21 protein-coding genes are annotated in these 17,292 nt (G+C 35.9%); 14 read left to right on the forward strand and 7 right to left on the reverse strand.

Annotation, left to right across the window (positions count from 1 at the left end; translation table 11 throughout):
* Positions 1–730 precede the first annotated feature (730 nt).
* The 10 genes from EHC72_RS23180 to EHC72_RS22630 all read left to right on the forward strand — a co-directional run bounded on the left by EHC72_RS23180 (position 731) and on the right by EHC72_RS22630 (position 9,876).
* Positions 731–853, forward strand: a complete 123-nt coding sequence (locus tag EHC72_RS23180; protein WP_262711059.1) for a hypothetical protein — start codon at positions 731–733, stop codon at positions 851–853.
* Positions 854–969: 116 nt separating this feature from the next.
* Positions 970–2,205, forward strand: a complete 1,236-nt coding sequence (locus EHC72_RS07430) for a tropomyosin (protein WP_131537044.1) — start codon at positions 970–972, stop codon at positions 2,203–2,205.
* A gap of 97 nt (positions 2,206–2,302) precedes the next feature.
* On the forward strand, positions 2,303–3,430 hold the full coding sequence (locus EHC72_RS07435; protein ID WP_131537045.1) for a hypothetical protein: 1,128 nt from the start codon (positions 2,303–2,305) through the stop codon (positions 3,428–3,430).
* Positions 3,431–3,449: 19 nt separating this feature from the next.
* A complete protein-coding gene (locus EHC72_RS07440; protein ID WP_131537046.1) occupies positions 3,450–3,953 on the forward strand; it encodes a hypothetical protein in 504 nt (167 codons plus the stop codon).
* Positions 3,954–3,992: 39 nt separating this feature from the next.
* Entirely contained in the window at positions 3,993–5,279 is a 1,287-nt protein-coding gene (locus tag EHC72_RS23065) for a gliding motility-associated C-terminal domain-containing protein (RefSeq protein ID WP_246029399.1), read from the forward strand.
* A 77-nt stretch (positions 5,280–5,356) separates the two neighbouring features.
* Positions 5,357–6,325 (forward strand): PorP/SprF family type IX secretion system membrane protein, encoded by a 969-nt coding sequence (locus EHC72_RS07450; RefSeq protein ID WP_131537047.1) that lies wholly within the window; start codon positions 5,357–5,359, stop codon positions 6,323–6,325.
* A 33-nt stretch (positions 6,326–6,358) separates the two neighbouring features.
* Positions 6,359–8,308 (forward strand): OmpA family protein, encoded by a 1,950-nt coding sequence (locus tag EHC72_RS07455; protein WP_131537048.1) that lies wholly within the window; start codon positions 6,359–6,361, stop codon positions 8,306–8,308.
* A gap of 279 nt (positions 8,309–8,587) precedes the next feature.
* Positions 8,588–8,821, forward strand: a complete 234-nt coding sequence (locus EHC72_RS07460) for a hypothetical protein (protein ID WP_131537049.1) — start codon at positions 8,588–8,590, stop codon at positions 8,819–8,821.
* A 295-nt stretch (positions 8,822–9,116) separates the two neighbouring features.
* On the forward strand, positions 9,117–9,665 hold the full coding sequence (locus EHC72_RS07465) for a DUF6934 family protein (protein ID WP_131537050.1): 549 nt from the start codon (positions 9,117–9,119) through the stop codon (positions 9,663–9,665).
* 34 nt (positions 9,666–9,699) lie between these two features.
* Positions 9,700–9,876: a hypothetical protein gene (locus EHC72_RS22630; protein ID WP_211660290.1), complete on the forward strand. Its 177-nt coding sequence runs from the start codon at positions 9,700–9,702 to the stop codon at positions 9,874–9,876.
* Positions 9,877–9,948: 72 nt separating this feature from the next.
* Here the strand turns inward: EHC72_RS22630 and EHC72_RS07470 are convergent, their stop codons facing one another.
* From EHC72_RS07470 to EHC72_RS07500, 7 genes are all read right to left on the reverse strand, one after another.
* Positions 9,949–11,613 (reverse strand): M1 family aminopeptidase, encoded by a 1,665-nt coding sequence (locus EHC72_RS07470; protein WP_131537051.1) that lies wholly within the window; start codon positions 11,611–11,613, stop codon positions 9,949–9,951.
* 379 nt (positions 11,614–11,992) lie between these two features.
* On the reverse strand, positions 11,993–12,493 hold the full coding sequence (locus tag EHC72_RS07475) for an SRPBCC family protein (protein WP_131537052.1): 501 nt from the start codon (positions 12,491–12,493) through the stop codon (positions 11,993–11,995).
* Between the two features lie 6 nt (positions 12,494–12,499).
* Positions 12,500–12,823: an ArsR/SmtB family transcription factor gene (locus EHC72_RS07480; RefSeq protein ID WP_131537053.1), complete on the reverse strand. Its 324-nt coding sequence runs from the start codon at positions 12,821–12,823 to the stop codon at positions 12,500–12,502.
* A 241-nt stretch (positions 12,824–13,064) separates the two neighbouring features.
* Positions 13,065–13,526, reverse strand: a complete 462-nt coding sequence (locus EHC72_RS07485) for a MarR family winged helix-turn-helix transcriptional regulator (protein ID WP_131537054.1) — start codon at positions 13,524–13,526, stop codon at positions 13,065–13,067.
* Positions 13,519–13,959, reverse strand: coding sequence for an EVE domain-containing protein (locus EHC72_RS07490; RefSeq protein WP_131537055.1), 441 nt, complete (start codon positions 13,957–13,959; stop codon positions 13,519–13,521). The genes EHC72_RS07485 and EHC72_RS07490 overlap by 8 nt, the downstream gene beginning before the upstream one ends.
* 11 nt (positions 13,960–13,970) lie before the next feature.
* Positions 13,971–14,330, reverse strand: a complete 360-nt coding sequence (locus EHC72_RS07495) for a VOC family protein (RefSeq protein WP_131537056.1) — start codon at positions 14,328–14,330, stop codon at positions 13,971–13,973.
* 176 nt (positions 14,331–14,506) lie between these two features.
* Complete coding sequence (locus EHC72_RS07500) at positions 14,507–15,478, reverse strand: GlxA family transcriptional regulator (protein ID WP_131537057.1); 972 nt, start codon at positions 15,476–15,478, stop codon at positions 14,507–14,509.
* Positions 15,479–15,608: 130 nt separating this feature from the next.
* Here EHC72_RS07500 and EHC72_RS07505 point away from each other — a divergent pair, with 130 nt between their 5' ends.
* The 4 genes from EHC72_RS07505 to EHC72_RS07520 are packed head-to-tail and all read left to right on the forward strand — an operon-like array spanning position 15,609 to position 17,286.
* Positions 15,609–16,028 carry an SRPBCC family protein gene (locus tag EHC72_RS07505; protein WP_131537058.1) on the forward strand — a complete coding sequence of 140 codons (420 nt, stop codon included), beginning with the start codon at positions 15,609–15,611 and terminating at the stop codon, positions 16,026–16,028.
* A 26-nt stretch (positions 16,029–16,054) separates the two neighbouring features.
* Positions 16,055–16,438: a DoxX family protein gene (locus EHC72_RS07510; protein WP_131537059.1), complete on the forward strand. Its 384-nt coding sequence runs from the start codon at positions 16,055–16,057 to the stop codon at positions 16,436–16,438.
* The gene (locus EHC72_RS07515) at positions 16,428–16,877 is read left to right on the forward strand and encodes an SRPBCC family protein (protein ID WP_131537060.1); all 450 of its coding nucleotides are present in this window, start codon (positions 16,428–16,430) and stop codon (positions 16,875–16,877) included. The genes EHC72_RS07510 and EHC72_RS07515 overlap by 11 nt, the downstream gene beginning before the upstream one ends.
* A gap of 10 nt (positions 16,878–16,887) precedes the next feature.
* Positions 16,888–17,286, forward strand: coding sequence for a VOC family protein (locus EHC72_RS07520; RefSeq protein WP_131537061.1), 399 nt, complete (start codon positions 16,888–16,890; stop codon positions 17,284–17,286).
* Positions 17,287–17,292 lie beyond the last annotated feature (6 nt).

Consider the following 17,292-nt stretch of genomic DNA (forward strand, 5'->3'; position numbering starts at 1 on the left):
ACGGGCGATACTTATGTTTACAATGGTACAAGCTGGGTTTCAAATGGAAATATTAAAGGTGCAAAAGGTGATACAGGTGCTGCTGGTACAAATGGAACCAACGGTACATCATTAACAAGTGGTACCACAGCTCCAACTGGAACTGGCGCAACAGGCGATACTTATATTAATACAACTACAGGCGATACCTATGTTTACAATGGTACAAGCTGGGTTTCAAATGGAAATATTAAAGGTGCAAAAGGAGATACGGGTGCTGCTGGTACAAATGGAACCAACGGTACATCATTAACAAGTGGTACCACCGCTCCAACTGGAACTGGTACAACAGGCGATACTTATATTAATACAACCACGGGCGATACCTATGTTTACAACGGTACGAGCTGGGTTTCAAATGGAAATATTAAAGGCGCAAAAGGAGATACGGGTGCTGCTGGTACAAATGGAATCAACGGTACATCATTAACAAGTGGTACCACCGCTCCAACTGGAACTGGCGCAACAGGCGATACTTATATTAATACAACCACGGGCGATACCTATGTTTACAACGGTACTAGCTGGGTTTCGAACGGAAATATTAAAGGTGCAAAAGGAGATACGGGTGCTGCTGGTACAAATGGAACCAACGGTACATCATTAACAAGTGGTACCACCGCTCCAACTGGAACTGGCGCAACAGGCGATACTTATATTAATACAACCACGGGCGATACCTATGTTTACAATGGTACAAGCTGGGTTTCAAACGGAAATATTAAAGGTGCAAAAGGAGATCCGGGTGCTCAAGGTGCTCAAGGCCCAATTGGTGCAACAGGAACAACAGGTGCTGCTGGTCAAGGAGGGGTAACAACAGCAGGTACAGACATTAGTGTTACTGGTGCAGGTACTGCAACTGATTCTTATGTAATCAATAGTAAAATTACTGCGAGTAATGGCTTAACAAAATCATCAAGTGATATTCAATTGGGAGGTGCATTAACCAAACCCACTACCATTACAACAACAGTAGCAAATACATTAGCTGTTGCAGGTTTACAAACAGGTGTCTCAACTGATAAAATAGTGGTCGCTGATCCAAACGGTGTATTAAAAACGGTAAATGCTTCGTCTTTAGCTGCAAATAACATTTATAATGCAAATGGTTCTCTTACTGCCGATCGTGAATTAGACTTTAATGGGCGTAGTTTAACTTTTAAAGGCACAACGGGATCGTTTGATTTAGAGACAGGTGGCGGTTATGCTACTTTACATGGATCCAACCCAGACAGGGCTCGTTTTAGATTATCTACAGATGACATCAATGCTAATGGAACAAGTTCGGTTTTTGATATGAGTTTATTTTCAGATAATTATCTTCAAATGTTCGCCATGGGCGAAATGAATGGAATATCTTTTGGAACACATGTAACACTAAATCCTTCACCTATTGAGTTTGTTACCAGTCCTGGGGCTAATGCTTTGGGAGAAACCAGAATGAAAATTGAGGGAAATGGAAATATCGGTATTAATGAAAGTAATCCAACAGAAAAATTAGATGTAGGCAATGGTAATGTTCGTATTAGAGATATCAATACCATTACAGGAAACATTACAACAGATAAAATGATAGTTGCTGATGTAGATGGTGTTTTAAAAACAATTTCTCCTAGTAATTTAATAGTTGAACCTTGGCAAGTGCAAGGAACCACAGCGCAAGCTACTACTAATGCTCAAAATATTTATCAAACAGGCGCTGTAGCTATTGGTGCAAATACGATTCCTTCGTTTACAGTAGGCTCTGCGACTATTAACCCAATGCTTCATGTTGCCGGTGATATTTCTACAACTGGTAAAATTTATACAACCAATAGCGTTTATGCTGATTATGTATTTGAAGATTATTTTGATGGTTTTTCGAAAATCTATAAAGATTACAAATTCAAATCATTGAAAGAAGTTGCTGAATATATTAAAGCCAACAAACACTTACCGGGTGTAACGCCTATTGATGAATTAGCGAAAAGTAAATCTGGTTATACCATTGATTTAACGCAGCTTTCTGTACAGCAGCTTGAGAAGTTAGAAGAACTTTATCTACATGTAATTGAAATGAATGATGCCTTGAGCCTAAAGGACAAAGAAATCAAAGCACTACAAAATAAAACTAACGACTTAGAAGAGCGATTGAAAAAACTGGAGTACTTATTAATCAAAAAGTAAGCTATTTCTATACAAAAAAGCCCTAACAGTATTCAAAATATTAATTCAATATCCCCTTTCCTATAGCAAAAGGAGAGGGGGATATCAAGTTTGCATCATGAAAGATATATCCTTATTCATATTGTCTGTGTATAATAATTGTGCTGCTGTTGCAAAAGTATCTGTCAAGCTGCATTTAGGTTTGATAAAAAATGTGGCCTTTCTTTTATTGATGAGCCTATCCGCAAATTCGCAAAATATCAGTAATCCTAATTTTGAAATTTTTTCTGCATGTCCAAATAACCAAGGGCAATTAATCAGAGCTACAGGCTGGACACAGCCAACCACTTTAGGTACTCCAGATTATTTTAATGTTTGTACACCTGTTAGTGGTTCAAGTTTAACTTTAAATCCAACGGCATTAATTGCTCAAAATGGAACTGGTTTTGCAGGCGCTTATGCAGAGGTTAGCAATACATTTACTAATTATAAAGAATATCTTACCAATAGGTTATCTGCTCCTTTAATAGCTGGCATTACCTACCGTTTCTCTTTTTATGTAGCGCATTTGAATGGCGCCTCGCCAACCAGGCTATTACCACCAATGACTTATGTGGATCTTCCTGCTGCAGAGCAAGGCTATATCGGAGCAGTATTTTCTACTTCATCACCCAGTAATACCAACACCGTTACTGACGGTTCTCCATCAAGTAATGCTGGTTATGCACCACTCAGGAATAGTTTTGGAAGCGGTAGAGTATTAATTCCCGCAAGTAATACCGCTGTATATGGGGCCGAATCCAGAAACGCTTGGGTGCAGGTAACATTAGAATACACAGCAGTAGGAGGTGAAGAATACATGACTATTGGACAACTAAGGGAAGGACATACAAATCTGCCAACAGCAAACGCCGTTTATTATTTATACGATAATTTTTCATCAGCTCTCGAGTCAACCGATTGTACACAATTAGGCAATTTCGATGCGCCGGGAGAAACCAGCAAAACTGGTATTTCTGATTTGGTGGGTTTTACAGGTGGTACAACAGGTTGGCCAGCTAATGTATCCAATGGATTTATTGTGATAGAATCTAAGAAAAAAGGTTTTGTAATTACCCGGGTTAGCTCTTCTTCAGCAATAACAAATCCAGTAGAAGGTATGCTGATTTACGATATCGGTGCAGCTTGTGTAAAGCTATACAATGGCACTTCATGGAAATGTTTGGAAAAAGATTGTAATCCTTAAACGAATTAACATCAATACAATGAAAAAATACTTCATGCTATTAATCATCAGTTTAGGATTTTGCAGTATTGCAAGTGCCCAAACAGCGATTGAAAAAAAATCAGTTGACGGCTCAGCCTTATTGGACTTTGCTACAGGCGATACAAAAGGAATTATTTTGCCGGCAGTTGAAACTTTACCTATTACGCCAGCTAATGGAACATTCTTATTTGATAAAACAGACTTAAAGGTCAAAATGTATCAAAATAATACGTGGATTGGATTATCCGATGTAGGCAATAGTACCTCCCTTGTTCCTTATAGCGGAACCGTAGACAACGGCAAACAAACAGTAATTGGATCGAGATCAACAACAGTAGATGGCGTTTTGGTGCTAGAGTCTATAGATAAAGCTTTGGTTTTACCGAAGATTTCCAGCCCGCATTTAAATGTGAAAAGCCCTTATCCGGGTATGATGTGTTATGACACCGATAGAAAGGCGCTAGCCGTGTTTAATGGTACAGTTTGGAATTACTGGAAGTAGCAGAATATAGATTACTATCTTTTTTTAAAAGGAGAAATTATGAAAGGACATTTACAGTTATTAATATTTATCTCGTTTGCATGCTCACTACAAACCAGTATTGCCCAAACAGGATCTGGAAGCATGACTGTCGATAATTCTGTTGTTACCGTTTCTACTGGCACAACAGAGCAGCGTTTTAGCGAGGGTACCTATTTTGGACCAAATGCAAACTGGCAAATTGATGGTACGTTGGAAATTTACAGTAAAAACATTTGGGTAGCTCCAGGTGCAACCTTTACCGGAGCTGGGAAAATCGTGATTTACAATCCGGGGAATAATCCTTTCTATACCACCATGCCGTCTGGGCCGAGCAATATAGATGGAAATAATTCAGGCTTTATCAACCTATTATTGGAGCATCGCAATGCAAATAACATTTTATTAAATGATGTTACAGATCCCGGTTTCGGGACTGTTAATCCAGGTGGAGCTTCATCAGCTGCCTTAAATATTGGAGGTACTTTAGATCTTGCCATAAATGGTGCCGATGTAATTTTAAATGGTAAGAATTTAGCTTTTAGTAACAATGGAAAAATTACAAATTACAGCAAAGATCGTATGGTGGTTACCGGCAATAGCATTGTTGGGCACATGATTAAAGAATATGCAGGCGCAGATTCATTTGTTTTTCCAGTGGGTATTTCCGAAGGTGATTATACACCAGTAACGTTAACTCCTCAAAGTGCTAACAAGTTATATGTTAGTGTTCAGGATTATGCTGCGGCATCAAAAGCAATAAAAAACACATTGCTTGGAATGGATCGGGTTTGGCACATCTATGGTTCACCTGCTGCTACGGTTTCAATGATTTTGCAGCACAATAGCATTACCAATGGCAATCTTTTTAAAGATGAAAATGCAGCAATTTCCCGTTATGTAAGTGGCGATAAATGGGATATTTTAAAGGGTACAAATCCTGCTCCGGGCGTACATACTCGTAATAACATCGCATTATCAGCAGATATGGCTGCCAACGGTGGTTTCTTTACCAAGCTTGCCGTTTCGGGCTCGACATTATTTATCCCTAACCTTTACACGCCTAACGGAGATGGAAATAACGATACGTTCGAAATTAAAGGGTTAGAGTTATTTGCCGAAAATGATCTGATGATCGTAAATCGTTGGGGTAATCAAGTATATAAATCAGATAACTATCGAAATGACTGGACGGGAGATGGCCTAAATGAAGGAACCTACTATTATGTCCTTCGTGTTAAAGAAGCCTCAGGAAGTGAATGGCAGGTGTTTAAAGGATATATTACCCTAATTAGAGCATTTAAATAATAAACCTGTCAAGTATTCAAAGGCTTATCCTATTTAAGTTATTTGATGGATTAAATCACAAGAACACAATTGAAAACATGAAAAGAATATTACAGATACTAAGCTTGCTACTTTTCTTATCCAGTATGGTCAAAGCCCAACAGGATGCACAGTTCAGTCAGTATATGTTCAATGGGATTTATATCAACCCAGCTTATGCCGGATATAAAGAGCAATTAAATGTTCATGCGTTTTACCGTAATCAGTGGACCGGGATTACTGGTGCACCAAAAACCATGTCCATAGCTGTTGATGCTATTGCAAATGACGGAAATGTTGGGCTTGCGTTACAAATCTCAAGCGATCGTTTAGGCGCCCAACGCAATGAATCTATTTATGGAAATTACGCCTACAGAATAAGAATGAATAACGACGGTTCTGCAAGGTTGGCATTTGGTTTAGGGGTAGGAGCGGTACAGTTGGGTATTGATGGTGCAAAGTTAAATCCTAACAATCCTGAACTTTATCAGCCAGCAGGCGTACAAAGTACAATTATACCTGATGCAAGGGTTGGTGTTTACTTTTCAAATGATCGTTTTTATGCAGGTTTATCGGCAGATAATTTAGTCTCTCAATATATCAACATTGATAGGTATGCCTTTATTGCGCAACCAAAACCACATTATTATTTAACAGCAGGCTTATTAGTGCCATTAAATCAAGACATTTTATTAAAACCATCTTTCTTATTAAAGGATGACCGTGGTGGGCCAACAAGCTTAGATTTGAACGCTTTTATAATTTTCGCCAGTAAATTCTGGGTGGGTGGTTCATATCGAACAGGTGTAAAACTTTATGATAAAAATTATCTTCAAAAAGATTTAAGTCAATTGAATTCGGCAGTTGCAGCTGTACAATTTTTACCAACCGAAAACATTAGGATTGGCTATGCTTATGATTTTTCCATTGGCCCTCTTCAAGGATATAGCGGTGGTACACACGAAATTTCAATCAGTTATTTATTCAATAGAAAAAATGTGAGAATGCTTACGCCGAGATATTTTTAATCGTCGATATGCATTTAAATCAATAAAGAAAGCATGAAAAAATATATAAACAGATTAATTCTTTTTGCCACCATATTATTTTCATATCAAAGTAAGGTGCTTGCACAATATGTATTGCTCGAAGCGGATAAACAATATGATCTTTATAATTTTAGTAAAGCTATTGATTTATATGAGCAGGCCTATAAAAAGAAACCAACACTTCATGCGGCAGAAAGGCTTGCACAGGCCTACAGGTATCAAAATGATTATAAACAAATAGAAAGCTGGTATGCAATAGCTGCTGGAATGACAAAAACCGATCCTGAAAACATATTGCAATATGCTAAAGCATTGCAACAAAATTCTAAATATGCAGAAGCAAAGGCGCAGTACCAAAAGTATATTGGATTAAATAAAAATGTTGATGCAAAGCAGCAAAATCTTTGGCTGTTGAGTTGTGATTCTGCCAGATTTTGGATGAAAAACCCAACGGCAATAGCAATTGTAAATGAGAAAAAATTAAACAGCCCACAATCAGATTGGGGCGCCACCGTTTACGAAAATAACCTAATTTTTTCATCAGATCGTGGAAATACTTCAAAAGATAAAGCATCTGGAAACAGACCATTCTTAAAATTTGATGGTGCTAAAAAACCAGATCGTTTGATTTATGGCTGGACAGGAAATCATTATCTAAAGCTCTTTAGAAAAGATAAAGACAGTATTTATAATTTCAATATACATGCAGATTACCATGTGGGACCTGCAAGTTTTACCAGAGATGGAAATGAAATGTTTTTTACATTAACTAAAATGCCTAAAAAGCCTGTCTATGTTAATGGAAAACTAGCGACAGTTAACGTTGAAATTTATTCGAGTAAAAAAGATGCAGATGGTAAATGGGCAGCCCCTATTCCTTTCAAATACAACAAAGTAGACGATTATTCTGTAGGTGATCCTTTTATCTCTGCTGATGGTAATAGCCTTTATTTTGTTTCAAATATGCCAAAGGGATTAGGTGGAACAGATATTTATGTAAGTCGACGTACTGAAAAAAACGATTGGGAGCTGCCTGTAAATTTAAAAGAGATTAATACAGAAGGCAATGAACGCTCACCTATAATTGATTCTGAGAATAATATTTATTTTAGTTCTGACGGTCGGGTAGGGATGGGCGGCTTGGATGTTTTCAAAGCCAAAATAGTCAGCTGGAAATTTACCGAACCCAAAAATCTGGGTTACCCAACAAACTCTCCACAAGATGATTTTACCTATTTAAAAACTTCGCCATTAAGTGGATATTTTACTTCAAATAGAATAGGCGGAGCCGGCAGTGACGATATCTATAGTTTTACCGAAGACCAAATTTTAGCTTTCAAATTGATTGGCAAGGTGTTCGACAAAAAGAGTAATCAGCCATTAGTAAATGCCATTGTCACGCTTTCTAAAGTAAACGGACAAGCAATGAAAGTACAAACAGATGAAGAAGGCAGTTTCAGGTTTAACCTCGAAAGGGAGTCTGACTATAATTTAACGGGGGAGAAAACCAATTATAGGGCTGATGTTGGAACATTTACAACAAACAATTTAGCGGTTTCTACTGAAATCAAAAAGAACCTTTACTTGGAGGAAATTGAACTCGAAAAAGCAATAAAGATTGAGAATATTTATTATGATTTTGATCAATCGAATATCAGGCCTGATGCAGCTATAGAATTAGATAAACTGGTTAAAATCTTAAAGGATAATCCAACAATTTGGATTGAATTAGGCTCGCATACCGATAGCAGAGGTAACGATCAATATAATCAATGGTTATCACAAAGTAGGGCAAATTCTGCCGTTCAATATATTATTGATCACGGCATTGATAAAAACAGGATCACAGCTAAAGGTTATGGAGAAAGTAGGCTGTTGAATAAGTGTGCTAATGGTGTAAAATGTTCAGAAGCAGCGCACCAGTTAAACAGAAGAACAGAGTTTAAAATCACAAAACAATAATCAAAGACAAATTTGCTAAGAAGAAAGAAATTTAATGATTCTTTCAGATGTTAATAGTTAGGCATGGGATGAAAAGTGAGATAGCAAGCATGCGGTTGGTGGATGCCGCTCGCTTGCTTTAATTGGTAAGTGTTTGAATAGTAAATTGATAAAGAAGCTACTAATAAAAACCGTTTAAGTTAAGCAATATGATGATGGTAATTTCAAACTGGAACAAAGAATATTCTAACAACATCTTTTTAAATAAACTTCAAAATGAGAACTTATTGAGCACCGAATATGAAAAATGAATTAATAAGCGCTAAGCCAATTTGTGTTGAATTGACTTTGGCAACACATAAATTTAATCCTTCAGAAACAGCAACCTATAAGGTGCTTTCCTCTGTTGATATTATTGCTGCAATTAATTATTATGGCATAACAGAACTATTGGATACAATTGGAGAAGAAAACCTAAAGGCGCATCTGGAATTGGATAAAGTGTATCATATTGATTCTTACATCTCCGTTTAAAAATTGAAATTTCGGTTGGGATGATGATATTTTAAGCCCAAAAGATATGCTGGCATGTTATACTTGCAGAATTTTCAAAAAATCGCTTATCTCAATTTAATTCGTTCACAAAATGGTTAGAATAACGCACTAATTTAATTTTGGACAATTTGCAAATCTTAGAGTAGAAAAAATTAAGCCTGATTTTTGGTTCAAGGTTTATTGTCGTAACAGCTCAATTAGCATATTGATTTCACTCAAAGAGTCCTTTTAAATTATAGATAATATAGATTTTTTCATATTCGTATATTTGAAAATGGTAAGATTAGATCTGCAAAATATTTATGTTATAACTGCTGTAAATGATAATGGTATTGAATTAATTGCAGAATTCGATGCACCACAGACAAATGGAGAGCCTATACCAATACATGTTAAACTTTCTTTGCATCCAGATCCCTTCTTATCGAATGTTTATAATCTCTGTTTAGGTCCAGTTGATGAAAATGGGGCGATAGATGATAAGATAAGACTCAAACATCACGATGTAAGCAAAGTTTTATCGACTGCTATTTTTGTTGCCTATTATTTTTTGAATGATAAACAAGATAGCATTATTGGTTTAGATGGTTCCGATGATATTCGTGCAAATCTATACCATAGTATGTTTATACTAAATAAAGAATTAATGTCAGATTTTTTTGTTTGTGTTGGGGTAGATTGGTATGTTAAACTATTGAGAAATAAAATAGATGTGGAAAGAGATGGACAAGGAAATCCACTCTTTAAACCTATTATTGAGCCATTTGACTACTCAAGGGATAGAAAACAATTATATGGTTATTATATGTTTTCATTAAAATAAATTTTATTATTATATTTGTAATATGAATCCACGTATGCAACAACAGCTAGAACATTTTAAGAAAGTGGCTAGCCACCAAAAAGCGTCTGGAGAAACAAGACGCACAAGCAATAATTCCTATGAAGATAGCCTTTCAAAAGCTATCCGTACAGAAGAAGATGGTAAAAGATTTATGGCTAATTTAAAAAGCGTTTTAAAGAAGTCAAAATAATTCAAAGGAAGATAACATAATAAAGCAACTTGTATAAAGTTGCTTTTTTTGTTTAAATAGATTTTCAGATACTTAATATAACTTCAACTGATAGAGGAGTTTTTGGTTAGGATCAATAATCCAACTTTCTATTTCTCCTTCCTCTAACGTTAATAATTGTCTGCCGGATTTAAAATCAAGAATTTTGTTCAAACGAGTTCCATCTTTCAAAAGTATTTGAATTTCAAGTTGAAAAAATAATGGCTCGCCCTCTTGCAATATTTCTATTTTAGATTTGGAAGACTTAACTTTAAGACAAGGGATTTGTTTACTTTTTAACCAAGAAACTATAAAAGGTTTCATATTCTTGTTAGCAACCCTGCTCATTTCTTTGATAAAAGCCTGAATTGTATGTTCATCTGCACCAATAAACTTTCTCATTCCCACTAAAAATTTTTCTCTGCCCAACTGAGTTTCCAGCATGTAGAACAACCATGCGCCTTTAGAATAAGATATTCCACTGTTGCTATAGTCATCCCACAAATTCTTTTTTCCGTCAAAATTTCCATTGAGATAGTTTTGCTTTTGCGATTGGAAGAACGGTCGTACAATTGAATCGCCGTAGGTACTTTTTAACAAAATTGATTCGGCATATGTAGCCCATCCTTCCATCAGAAAATTAGTGGCGGGCCCTGTAGGATTCGTCCAGCCATGGGCAACCTCATGCCCAAAAATAGCCCGGGGATTGGGCTTGTCGGTGATCAAATAACTTCCGCTATTTCCGGCAACAACAACACTATTTGCTCTGTTCTTCCAACCATTTCCACCAGTACGATCTTGCACAATCCCGAAATAATTGCTGATCGGATTACCAAAGGTTTCCCGTAGGATGTCGTAATTTTTAGAAAACTGATCGTACAATAACGCATTGCTCGGAGCGAAATCCGGTGTTGCGTAGATAACCAGATCGATCTGATCCTTCTTCAATGTTTTAATATTCCAATTTTTATCGTAATAAATAGATAATCCAAATGTTGGTATTTCAGAACTTCCAATAATGATCCTATTATCTCCAGAAAGGCTATCCCTTTGTGATAAACTTGTTGCTAGTTGGAAAGATTTTGGAATTTGACAATGAACTTTGAAATGTGCCCTATCATTAGGACTCGAAAAGCTAAAGAATGGATGCCAAAAGTATTGGTTCCTGAGATGTCCGTAAGATGATCCGAAATAACTGCTATTTGTGTTTTTTTCATCTTTATCTACTTCTATTGAATACTTGATAATCAACTGCTGATTTTTCTTCGGTTGTGAATTTAACCATAGCATGCCACCACTAAAAAGGTAATCAACTGCCAAACCGTTTAATAAAACCTTTTCCAAAACCGCCTTATGGTTCAACTTTGCTGCAAATCCCAAACGATCATTCACATCAATTGTCAATGTGTCGATAATTTTTATGTCCAATCCCGGGTTGACAACCATTCCAAGACCTTGCTTTTTGATGATGTTCAAACGGTCTATTTCTATACGTTCCACTAATCTCCAAGATTCTTCAGAGAATGTAAACCTGTAAATTCCTGTATATTTTGTGGATGTATTAGTTTCGTCTCCAGAATTACCATGTAAAAAGAGTCCGCTTATAAATACCTGAGCTGTATTTCCCTTGATGGATATGATTCTAAATTTACCAGGCGCTCTCTTTATATTTTCCTTTACTACCGAAGCAAATAATTCTCTTAGGCTGCTAAGTTCCACTATTTGGTCGAAAACTTTCTCATCTCCAGCACTAAAAGCCGAGTTTAAACATTCAAGTTGATGGGTGAGTTTGTTTTGCGCAGATATTTGTTGAGACCAACAAAGCGTGGGTAAAATAAAGCTAAAAGAAACTATAATAAGATAATGCCGGATCTTTGAAAGAATATTTTTGACGTAAAAATTGTTTTGCACTGGCGTTAATAGGGTTAATTGTCTCGAAAAATTTTTATACTTTTCGTAATGACGCCAAGAACTCAATAATGTTGCATAGTGCTACAGTAGTAAACAAAAAAGCAGCTTTAGAAAAAAAAACTGCTTTTTTATTTTAAGAATTAATTAGAAGAAAAGTGCTTCACTTTTTAATCGATTTCCAATTTTCTTATTTTTTAGATAATGTTGCTAATAAATTATCAAGGTTATCAATACTCATTTTAAAGCCTATTTCAAAGCCCATTTCAATCATCTTTTCTAAACGGGAAAGCGATTCGTTTACAATAGTAATGTCTACTTTTGTGATGCCATTTTGCTCACTGAAGTCATAATTCCAAGCCGAGCCAGGTAATTCTGCATTTTCATCCGCATCTGCAAAAGTGTTATACATCTTAAAATTAGTTTTTGGTGTAATAGAAGTGTATTCCTGTAAAGCCCAGCGCTCCATTCCTTCTGGACTTACCATAGCGTAAAATCTACGACCACCAACTTCGAAATTCATGTGCTTAGTTTTGGCCGACCACGGTTTAGGTGCCACCCATTGATCCAATAGCTCTTTTTTTGTAAATGCATCCCATACTAATGGAAGTTCTGCAGCAAATTCTCTGGTAATGTATACAGTTTTTTCAGGTTTGTTAACTGTAAATTCAAATAATAGGTTCGTTTCCATGATTTTTTATTTTTTAGTTTGTGTTTTCATTTTTTCTAACAGCTCATCTAGTTGGTTAAACTTGGTTTCCCAAATCGCTCTAAACTGCGCTAACCATTTGTCTATTTCTTTCATTTTGTCTACTTCAAGAGAATAATAAATTTCTCTGCCCTGAGATTCTTGTTTGATAAGTTCGCACTCGCTGAGGATACGCAAATGTTTTGATACCGCTTGCCGGGTTGTATTAAAGTTTTCTGCAATGGCATTTGGTGTCATCGCCTGCAAAGCAATTAATGTAATAATAGCCCTTCTCGTTGGATCTGCTATGGCTTGAAAAACATCTCTTCTCATAATTATTGTAACTATATGAAACTATTTGGTTGCAAATATATGTGCAACTTTTCGGTTTCGCAAATTTTATTATAAAAAAAAAGTCAATCAGTCTGCAAAAAGGGTGTGGCCTGCAGTATGTTACGTAATTTATAGAGTAATGTGATGGGAATTTAATTTTCAAAAACAGCCTATTGCAATCAATTCATTATATTAAAAGGCTTGAATTGTGCGGCATTATTGAATTAATAATTTATTTAGATTAGTCGTTTTTATTGGTTTCTATTAGCGACGCCATTTTTGAATTAAAGCTAGGAAGATTTTCGTTCAGCATAGAAAAAAATTCTAAGTCTGCAGTTTCTACACAGATAATAGCTTTTTGAAGTATTGTTTCTCCAACCTCGGTTAAACTAATAGTTTTTGCCCTGGTATCGGTTTTATGTTCTTTTCTGTTGATGAATTTTTTTTCTTCCAAAGTGCGTAATACCTTAGATACCATCATTCGATCGGCGTTACCTTGATTGGCAATATCAATTTGAGTAACATTATCATTTTCCTTAGAAAGCCAAGCCAACGCACATAGTAAAGCAAATTGCGTATGGGTTAAGTCTAGTGGATCAAGTACACGCTTCAATTTACGTTGCCACAACATGGTTAATTGTCCTAGCAAGTAACCTGGGCTATCAAGAGGGCTTTTAAAATGAAATTCTATTTTTTTAGGCATTATCTTGTTTTAACATTTGTGAAGATATCAATTCAAAGTCGTGCTTTTTGATCTCAAAAAAGCCAAAACGAAAAGGATAGCCCCAGCTTTTTTTATTCTGGATAAAATCCAGTTCGTTTATCAAAGGTAAGATAGAAATATCTTTACTAGGCAAAAAAACTATATTTCGCCTCGAGGGGCAAAAGTCGTCAGAAACCTGAAACTGATAAATATCATCATCCATTACTTTACCAATAGCGGTAAACTGTTGGCAAGGTTGTGGTTGACCCATGGTTTGTTTTCCAGAATAGTAAATGATAAAATCACCTTTATGCATTCTTTTTAGAGGGGATGACTTTCCGTGGCAAGCTTGCGCAATACCTTCTGCCAATCCTTTTTTAACATGGTCTTTTGAAGCTACAAGAATCCAATATTTTACAAGCTGATTATCCATAACACTTGCAATTAATTGGCTTGAAGGAATGTTATATTATATCCGTCAGGATCTTTAGCGATGAGGATTTTTCCAAAGGGAGTGGTGGTAACAGGTCCCATCAACTTTACTTTGTTTTTGGTGAGCTGATGTTCCAAATCCTCAATAGTGCCGTTTATAGCAAACCACAATGAAATACCTACGCCTAGTTCTTTTCCCTCCAAATTTGCTAATGGCTTTCTGATGGCAAAACTGGCCTCCCCCTGTTTATAGCTAAAAACACAGGCTTCCGGCGATGAAACAGATATTTCAAATCCTAGCTTATTAATGTAAAAATCTTTTGAAATGTCTAAATCTCTAACTTGAAGAGACGCAAAATCTAATTTTCTCATGGAATTTATTTATTGTTGTCACAAATATAGTATACGCGACAACAATATGCAAACATTTTTATGTTTAACGTTGTTTTATTGAAAATTTTCTTCTGAAATAGGGTTAGGGCTATGGAGGCGTAACTTGGTGTATAGCTAAATCAATTCGACAAAAAAGGGGGCTTTTTCAAGCATATCTAATTGGATAACCTTGCAAACTTATTTCTGTATTCAATTGGAGTAAGCCCTGTAAGTTTTTTAAATATATCTCTAAATGATTTTGTATCTGTATAACCAACGTCAAACATTATTTCGGTAACATTTTTTCTCGACGCTTCAAAAAAAGTTTTTGCGGCTTCTATTCTTACTCTTTGTATATACTCGAGTGGAGTGTTATTTGTAGCTTCCTTAAATCTTCTTTCAAAGGTTCTTCTGCCAGAATTAATTACTTTTGCTAAAGTTTCTATTGATATTTTATCGCTATAGTTTTTTTCAATATAGTCCTGAACTTTTTGAATATCGTCATCACCATGATTTCTCTGCCCCTTAAATATGGCAAATTGAGATTGACTATCTCGTCCGATATCCAAGGCAAAGTATTTGGAAACCATTATAGCAATTTCTCTATCAGAAAACTTTTCTACCAGATAGAGTATCAAATTCCACAAGCTGCTTGCGCCGCCGCTGCTATAAATATTATCGTGTTCTGTTATTATTGCGCCATCTTCTACACCTACATTGGGGTATCTTTCTTTAAATTCGTTAATATAAGCCCAGTGTGTTGAACATTTTTTGCCATCAAGTAAACCTGTTTCGGCTAAAAGAAAAGCACCAATACATAAACTGGCGAGGATTGACCCGTTATTGTGTAGCTTTTTAAAATAAGGAATGGCTTCTGCATTGGCGTTAATACCTTTTGTGGTATCACCAAAAGTAGGCGGTATAATTAGTAAGTCTGTTTCGGTTACATCTTTAAGCAACCGATCAGTTTTTACCATGTATTCGCCATTGTTTGCGGGTACATATTCATTTAAACCAACATATTCAACCTTAAAAATTGGTTTTTTACCAAATGCGGTTAAAAACTCGTTGGCGGTATGGAAGGTTCTAAAAGGTGGAGTTACAGCTTCAATTACTCCATACTCCGGTACAAATACAGAAATCTGCATATAAATAAATCTTATTTAGATACAAGGTAGAAATTATTTTGTCATAATTCACCCCTTATTTGTCGTTTTCGCAACAGCAATATTTTTAATCTCTGCCGTATTTTTGAGTTATAAATTTAACCTAAACAAAATGACACAATTAGCAAGAATTACAGTAGAAGCAACAGTGAATGCTCCTGTAGCAAGTGTATGGAAAGCTTGGAATACGCCAAGTGATATTATGAAATGGAATACCCCAGATCCTAGCTGGCATACGCCAAGCAGTGAAAATGATTTAAGAGTTGGCGGTAAGTTTAAAAATAGGATGGAAGCGAAGGATGGAAGTTTTGGGTTTGACTTTGAAGGAACCTATGATAGTGTTGTAGTAAATCAGGAAATTACTTACACACTTGAAGATGGCAGGCAGGCTACAACTTTATTTACTGAGCAGGATGGTAAAACCCACTTGGCAACCACTTTTGATCCTGAGACGCAAAACGATCCAGAGTTTCAAAAACAAGGATGGCAGTCCATCATAAACAATTTTGTGAAATACGTTGAATCAAACTAATTTATAAATCATTAATAACTAATAAAATGAAAAGGAATAAAATCATCTTTTGGGTGGCAACGGTCATCATCGTACTTTGGGAAGGTGTAATGCCACTAGGTACTCTTCTTTTTGCGCCAGAGTATGTAACCGTAGGTACAAAAGCATTGGGCTATCCCAATTACTTTGCCTATGCGCTTATCATTTGCAAAGTACTTGGTGCATTGGTAATTATTTATCCTAAGGCACCAGCTAAGCTAAAGGAGTGGGCATATGCAGGATTCACTTTTAATCTGATTTTTGCATTTATCAGTCATGCATGTGTAGATAAAAACATAGGATATATGGTAATGCCGCTTATTGTTTTAGCCATACTTATAGTGTCTTACCAGTATAATCAAAAACTAAATTTAAATAACAATGGAAAATAACTCAGTTTCTTTGCACAGGGTAATCAAGGCGAGCCCAGAAAAAGTATTTAGAGCATTTGCAGATTCTGTAGCTCATGCAACCTGGCTACCACCATATGGTTTTTTATGCACCGTACAGGAAATGGATTTTAAAGAAGGTGGCAAATTTAAGATGACCTTTACTAATTTCAGTACGGGAAATGGGCATTCATTTGGAGGAACTTACCTTGAAATTAAGCCAAACTCATTTATTAAATATAGCGATAAGTTCGACGATCCTAATTTGCCAGGAGAAATGATAACTACCATACAGTTGAACAAAGTTTTATGCGGAACTGAGCTTAAAGTGTTGCAAGAGGGCATTCCTGCAGTAATACCTGCCGAAATGTGCTATTTGGGCTGGCAAGAATCTTTAGAGAAGTTGATAAAATTGGTAGAACCAGAAATTCCAGATGCTTAAACGTACTGTTATGACTAACCTTAACCATAATAAATTTGAGAGTGCTATTTTTCTTACCTTTTCTGGGAATTGTAAGGAGGCACTCACATTTTACCAAAACTGTTTTGGTGGTACAATACAATTTGTAACTTTTGAAAAACAACTGCAAGGCTATAATGAAATGCCTGTTATTAGTGGTTCATTGGTATCAGATGGTATTGTAATTTATGGTTCTGATTTGGTGCATGATGAGGGAAGGATACCCGGAAATTATATGGCAATTTTTGTCAGGTGTAAAAATACTGAAGCCAGAAAAGCACTCGTTGAAAAATTAGAGTTTAATAAAAAGGCTTTTTTGGACAGAAATTATGAAGAAAAGCTCATAGAAATTACGGATGCTTTTGATGTAAGATGGATATTACAGGTTTAAATTAAG

The sequence above is a fragment of the Pedobacter nototheniae genome (assembly GCF_004335085.1).
GTDB classification, from domain to species: Bacteria; Bacteroidota; Bacteroidia; order Sphingobacteriales; family Sphingobacteriaceae; genus Pedobacter; species Pedobacter nototheniae.

What these genes read in the sequence shown, in the direction of transcription:
- EHC72_RS23180 (WP_262711059.1), top strand. Translation starts at nt 731, where the DNA reads ATGGTACAAGCTGGGTTTCAAACGGAAATATTAAAGGTGCAAAAGGAG.
- EHC72_RS07435 (WP_131537045.1), top strand. Translation starts at nt 2,303, where the DNA reads ATGAAAGATATATCCTTATTCATATTGTCTGTGTATAATAATTGTGCT.
- EHC72_RS07440 (WP_131537046.1), top strand. Translation starts at nt 3,450, where the DNA reads ATGAAAAAATACTTCATGCTATTAATCATCAGTTTAGGATTTTGCAGT.
- EHC72_RS23065 (WP_246029399.1), top strand. Translation starts at nt 3,993, where the DNA reads ATGAAAGGACATTTACAGTTATTAATATTTATCTCGTTTGCATGCTCA.
- EHC72_RS07450 (WP_131537047.1), top strand. Translation starts at nt 5,357, where the DNA reads ATGAAAAGAATATTACAGATACTAAGCTTGCTACTTTTCTTATCCAGT.
- EHC72_RS07455 (WP_131537048.1), top strand. Translation starts at nt 6,359, where the DNA reads ATGAAAAAATATATAAACAGATTAATTCTTTTTGCCACCATATTATTT.
- EHC72_RS07460 (WP_131537049.1), top strand. Translation starts at nt 8,588, where the DNA reads ATGAAAAATGAATTAATAAGCGCTAAGCCAATTTGTGTTGAATTGACT.
- EHC72_RS07465 (WP_131537050.1), top strand. Translation starts at nt 9,117, where the DNA reads ATGGTAAGATTAGATCTGCAAAATATTTATGTTATAACTGCTGTAAAT.
- EHC72_RS22630 (WP_211660290.1), top strand. Translation starts at nt 9,700, where the DNA reads ATGCAACAACAGCTAGAACATTTTAAGAAAGTGGCTAGCCACCAAAAA.
- EHC72_RS07475 (WP_131537052.1), bottom strand. Translation starts at nt 12,493, where the DNA reads ATGGAAACGAACCTATTATTTGAATTTACAGTTAACAAACCTGAAAAA.
- EHC72_RS07480 (WP_131537053.1), bottom strand. Translation starts at nt 12,823, where the DNA reads ATGAGAAGAGATGTTTTTCAAGCCATAGCAGATCCAACGAGAAGGGCT.
- EHC72_RS07485 (WP_131537054.1), bottom strand. Translation starts at nt 13,526, where the DNA reads ATGCCTAAAAAAATAGAATTTCATTTTAAAAGCCCTCTTGATAGCCCA.
- EHC72_RS07490 (WP_131537055.1), bottom strand. Translation starts at nt 13,959, where the DNA reads ATGGATAATCAGCTTGTAAAATATTGGATTCTTGTAGCTTCAAAAGAC.
- EHC72_RS07495 (WP_131537056.1), bottom strand. Translation starts at nt 14,330, where the DNA reads ATGAGAAAATTAGATTTTGCGTCTCTTCAAGTTAGAGATTTAGACATT.
- EHC72_RS07500 (WP_131537057.1), bottom strand. Translation starts at nt 15,478, where the DNA reads ATGCAGATTTCTGTATTTGTACCGGAGTATGGAGTAATTGAAGCTGTA.
- EHC72_RS07505 (WP_131537058.1), top strand. Translation starts at nt 15,609, where the DNA reads ATGACACAATTAGCAAGAATTACAGTAGAAGCAACAGTGAATGCTCCT.
- EHC72_RS07510 (WP_131537059.1), top strand. Translation starts at nt 16,055, where the DNA reads ATGAAAAGGAATAAAATCATCTTTTGGGTGGCAACGGTCATCATCGTA.
- EHC72_RS07515 (WP_131537060.1), top strand. Translation starts at nt 16,428, where the DNA reads ATGGAAAATAACTCAGTTTCTTTGCACAGGGTAATCAAGGCGAGCCCA.
- EHC72_RS07520 (WP_131537061.1), top strand. Translation starts at nt 16,888, where the DNA reads ATGACTAACCTTAACCATAATAAATTTGAGAGTGCTATTTTTCTTACC.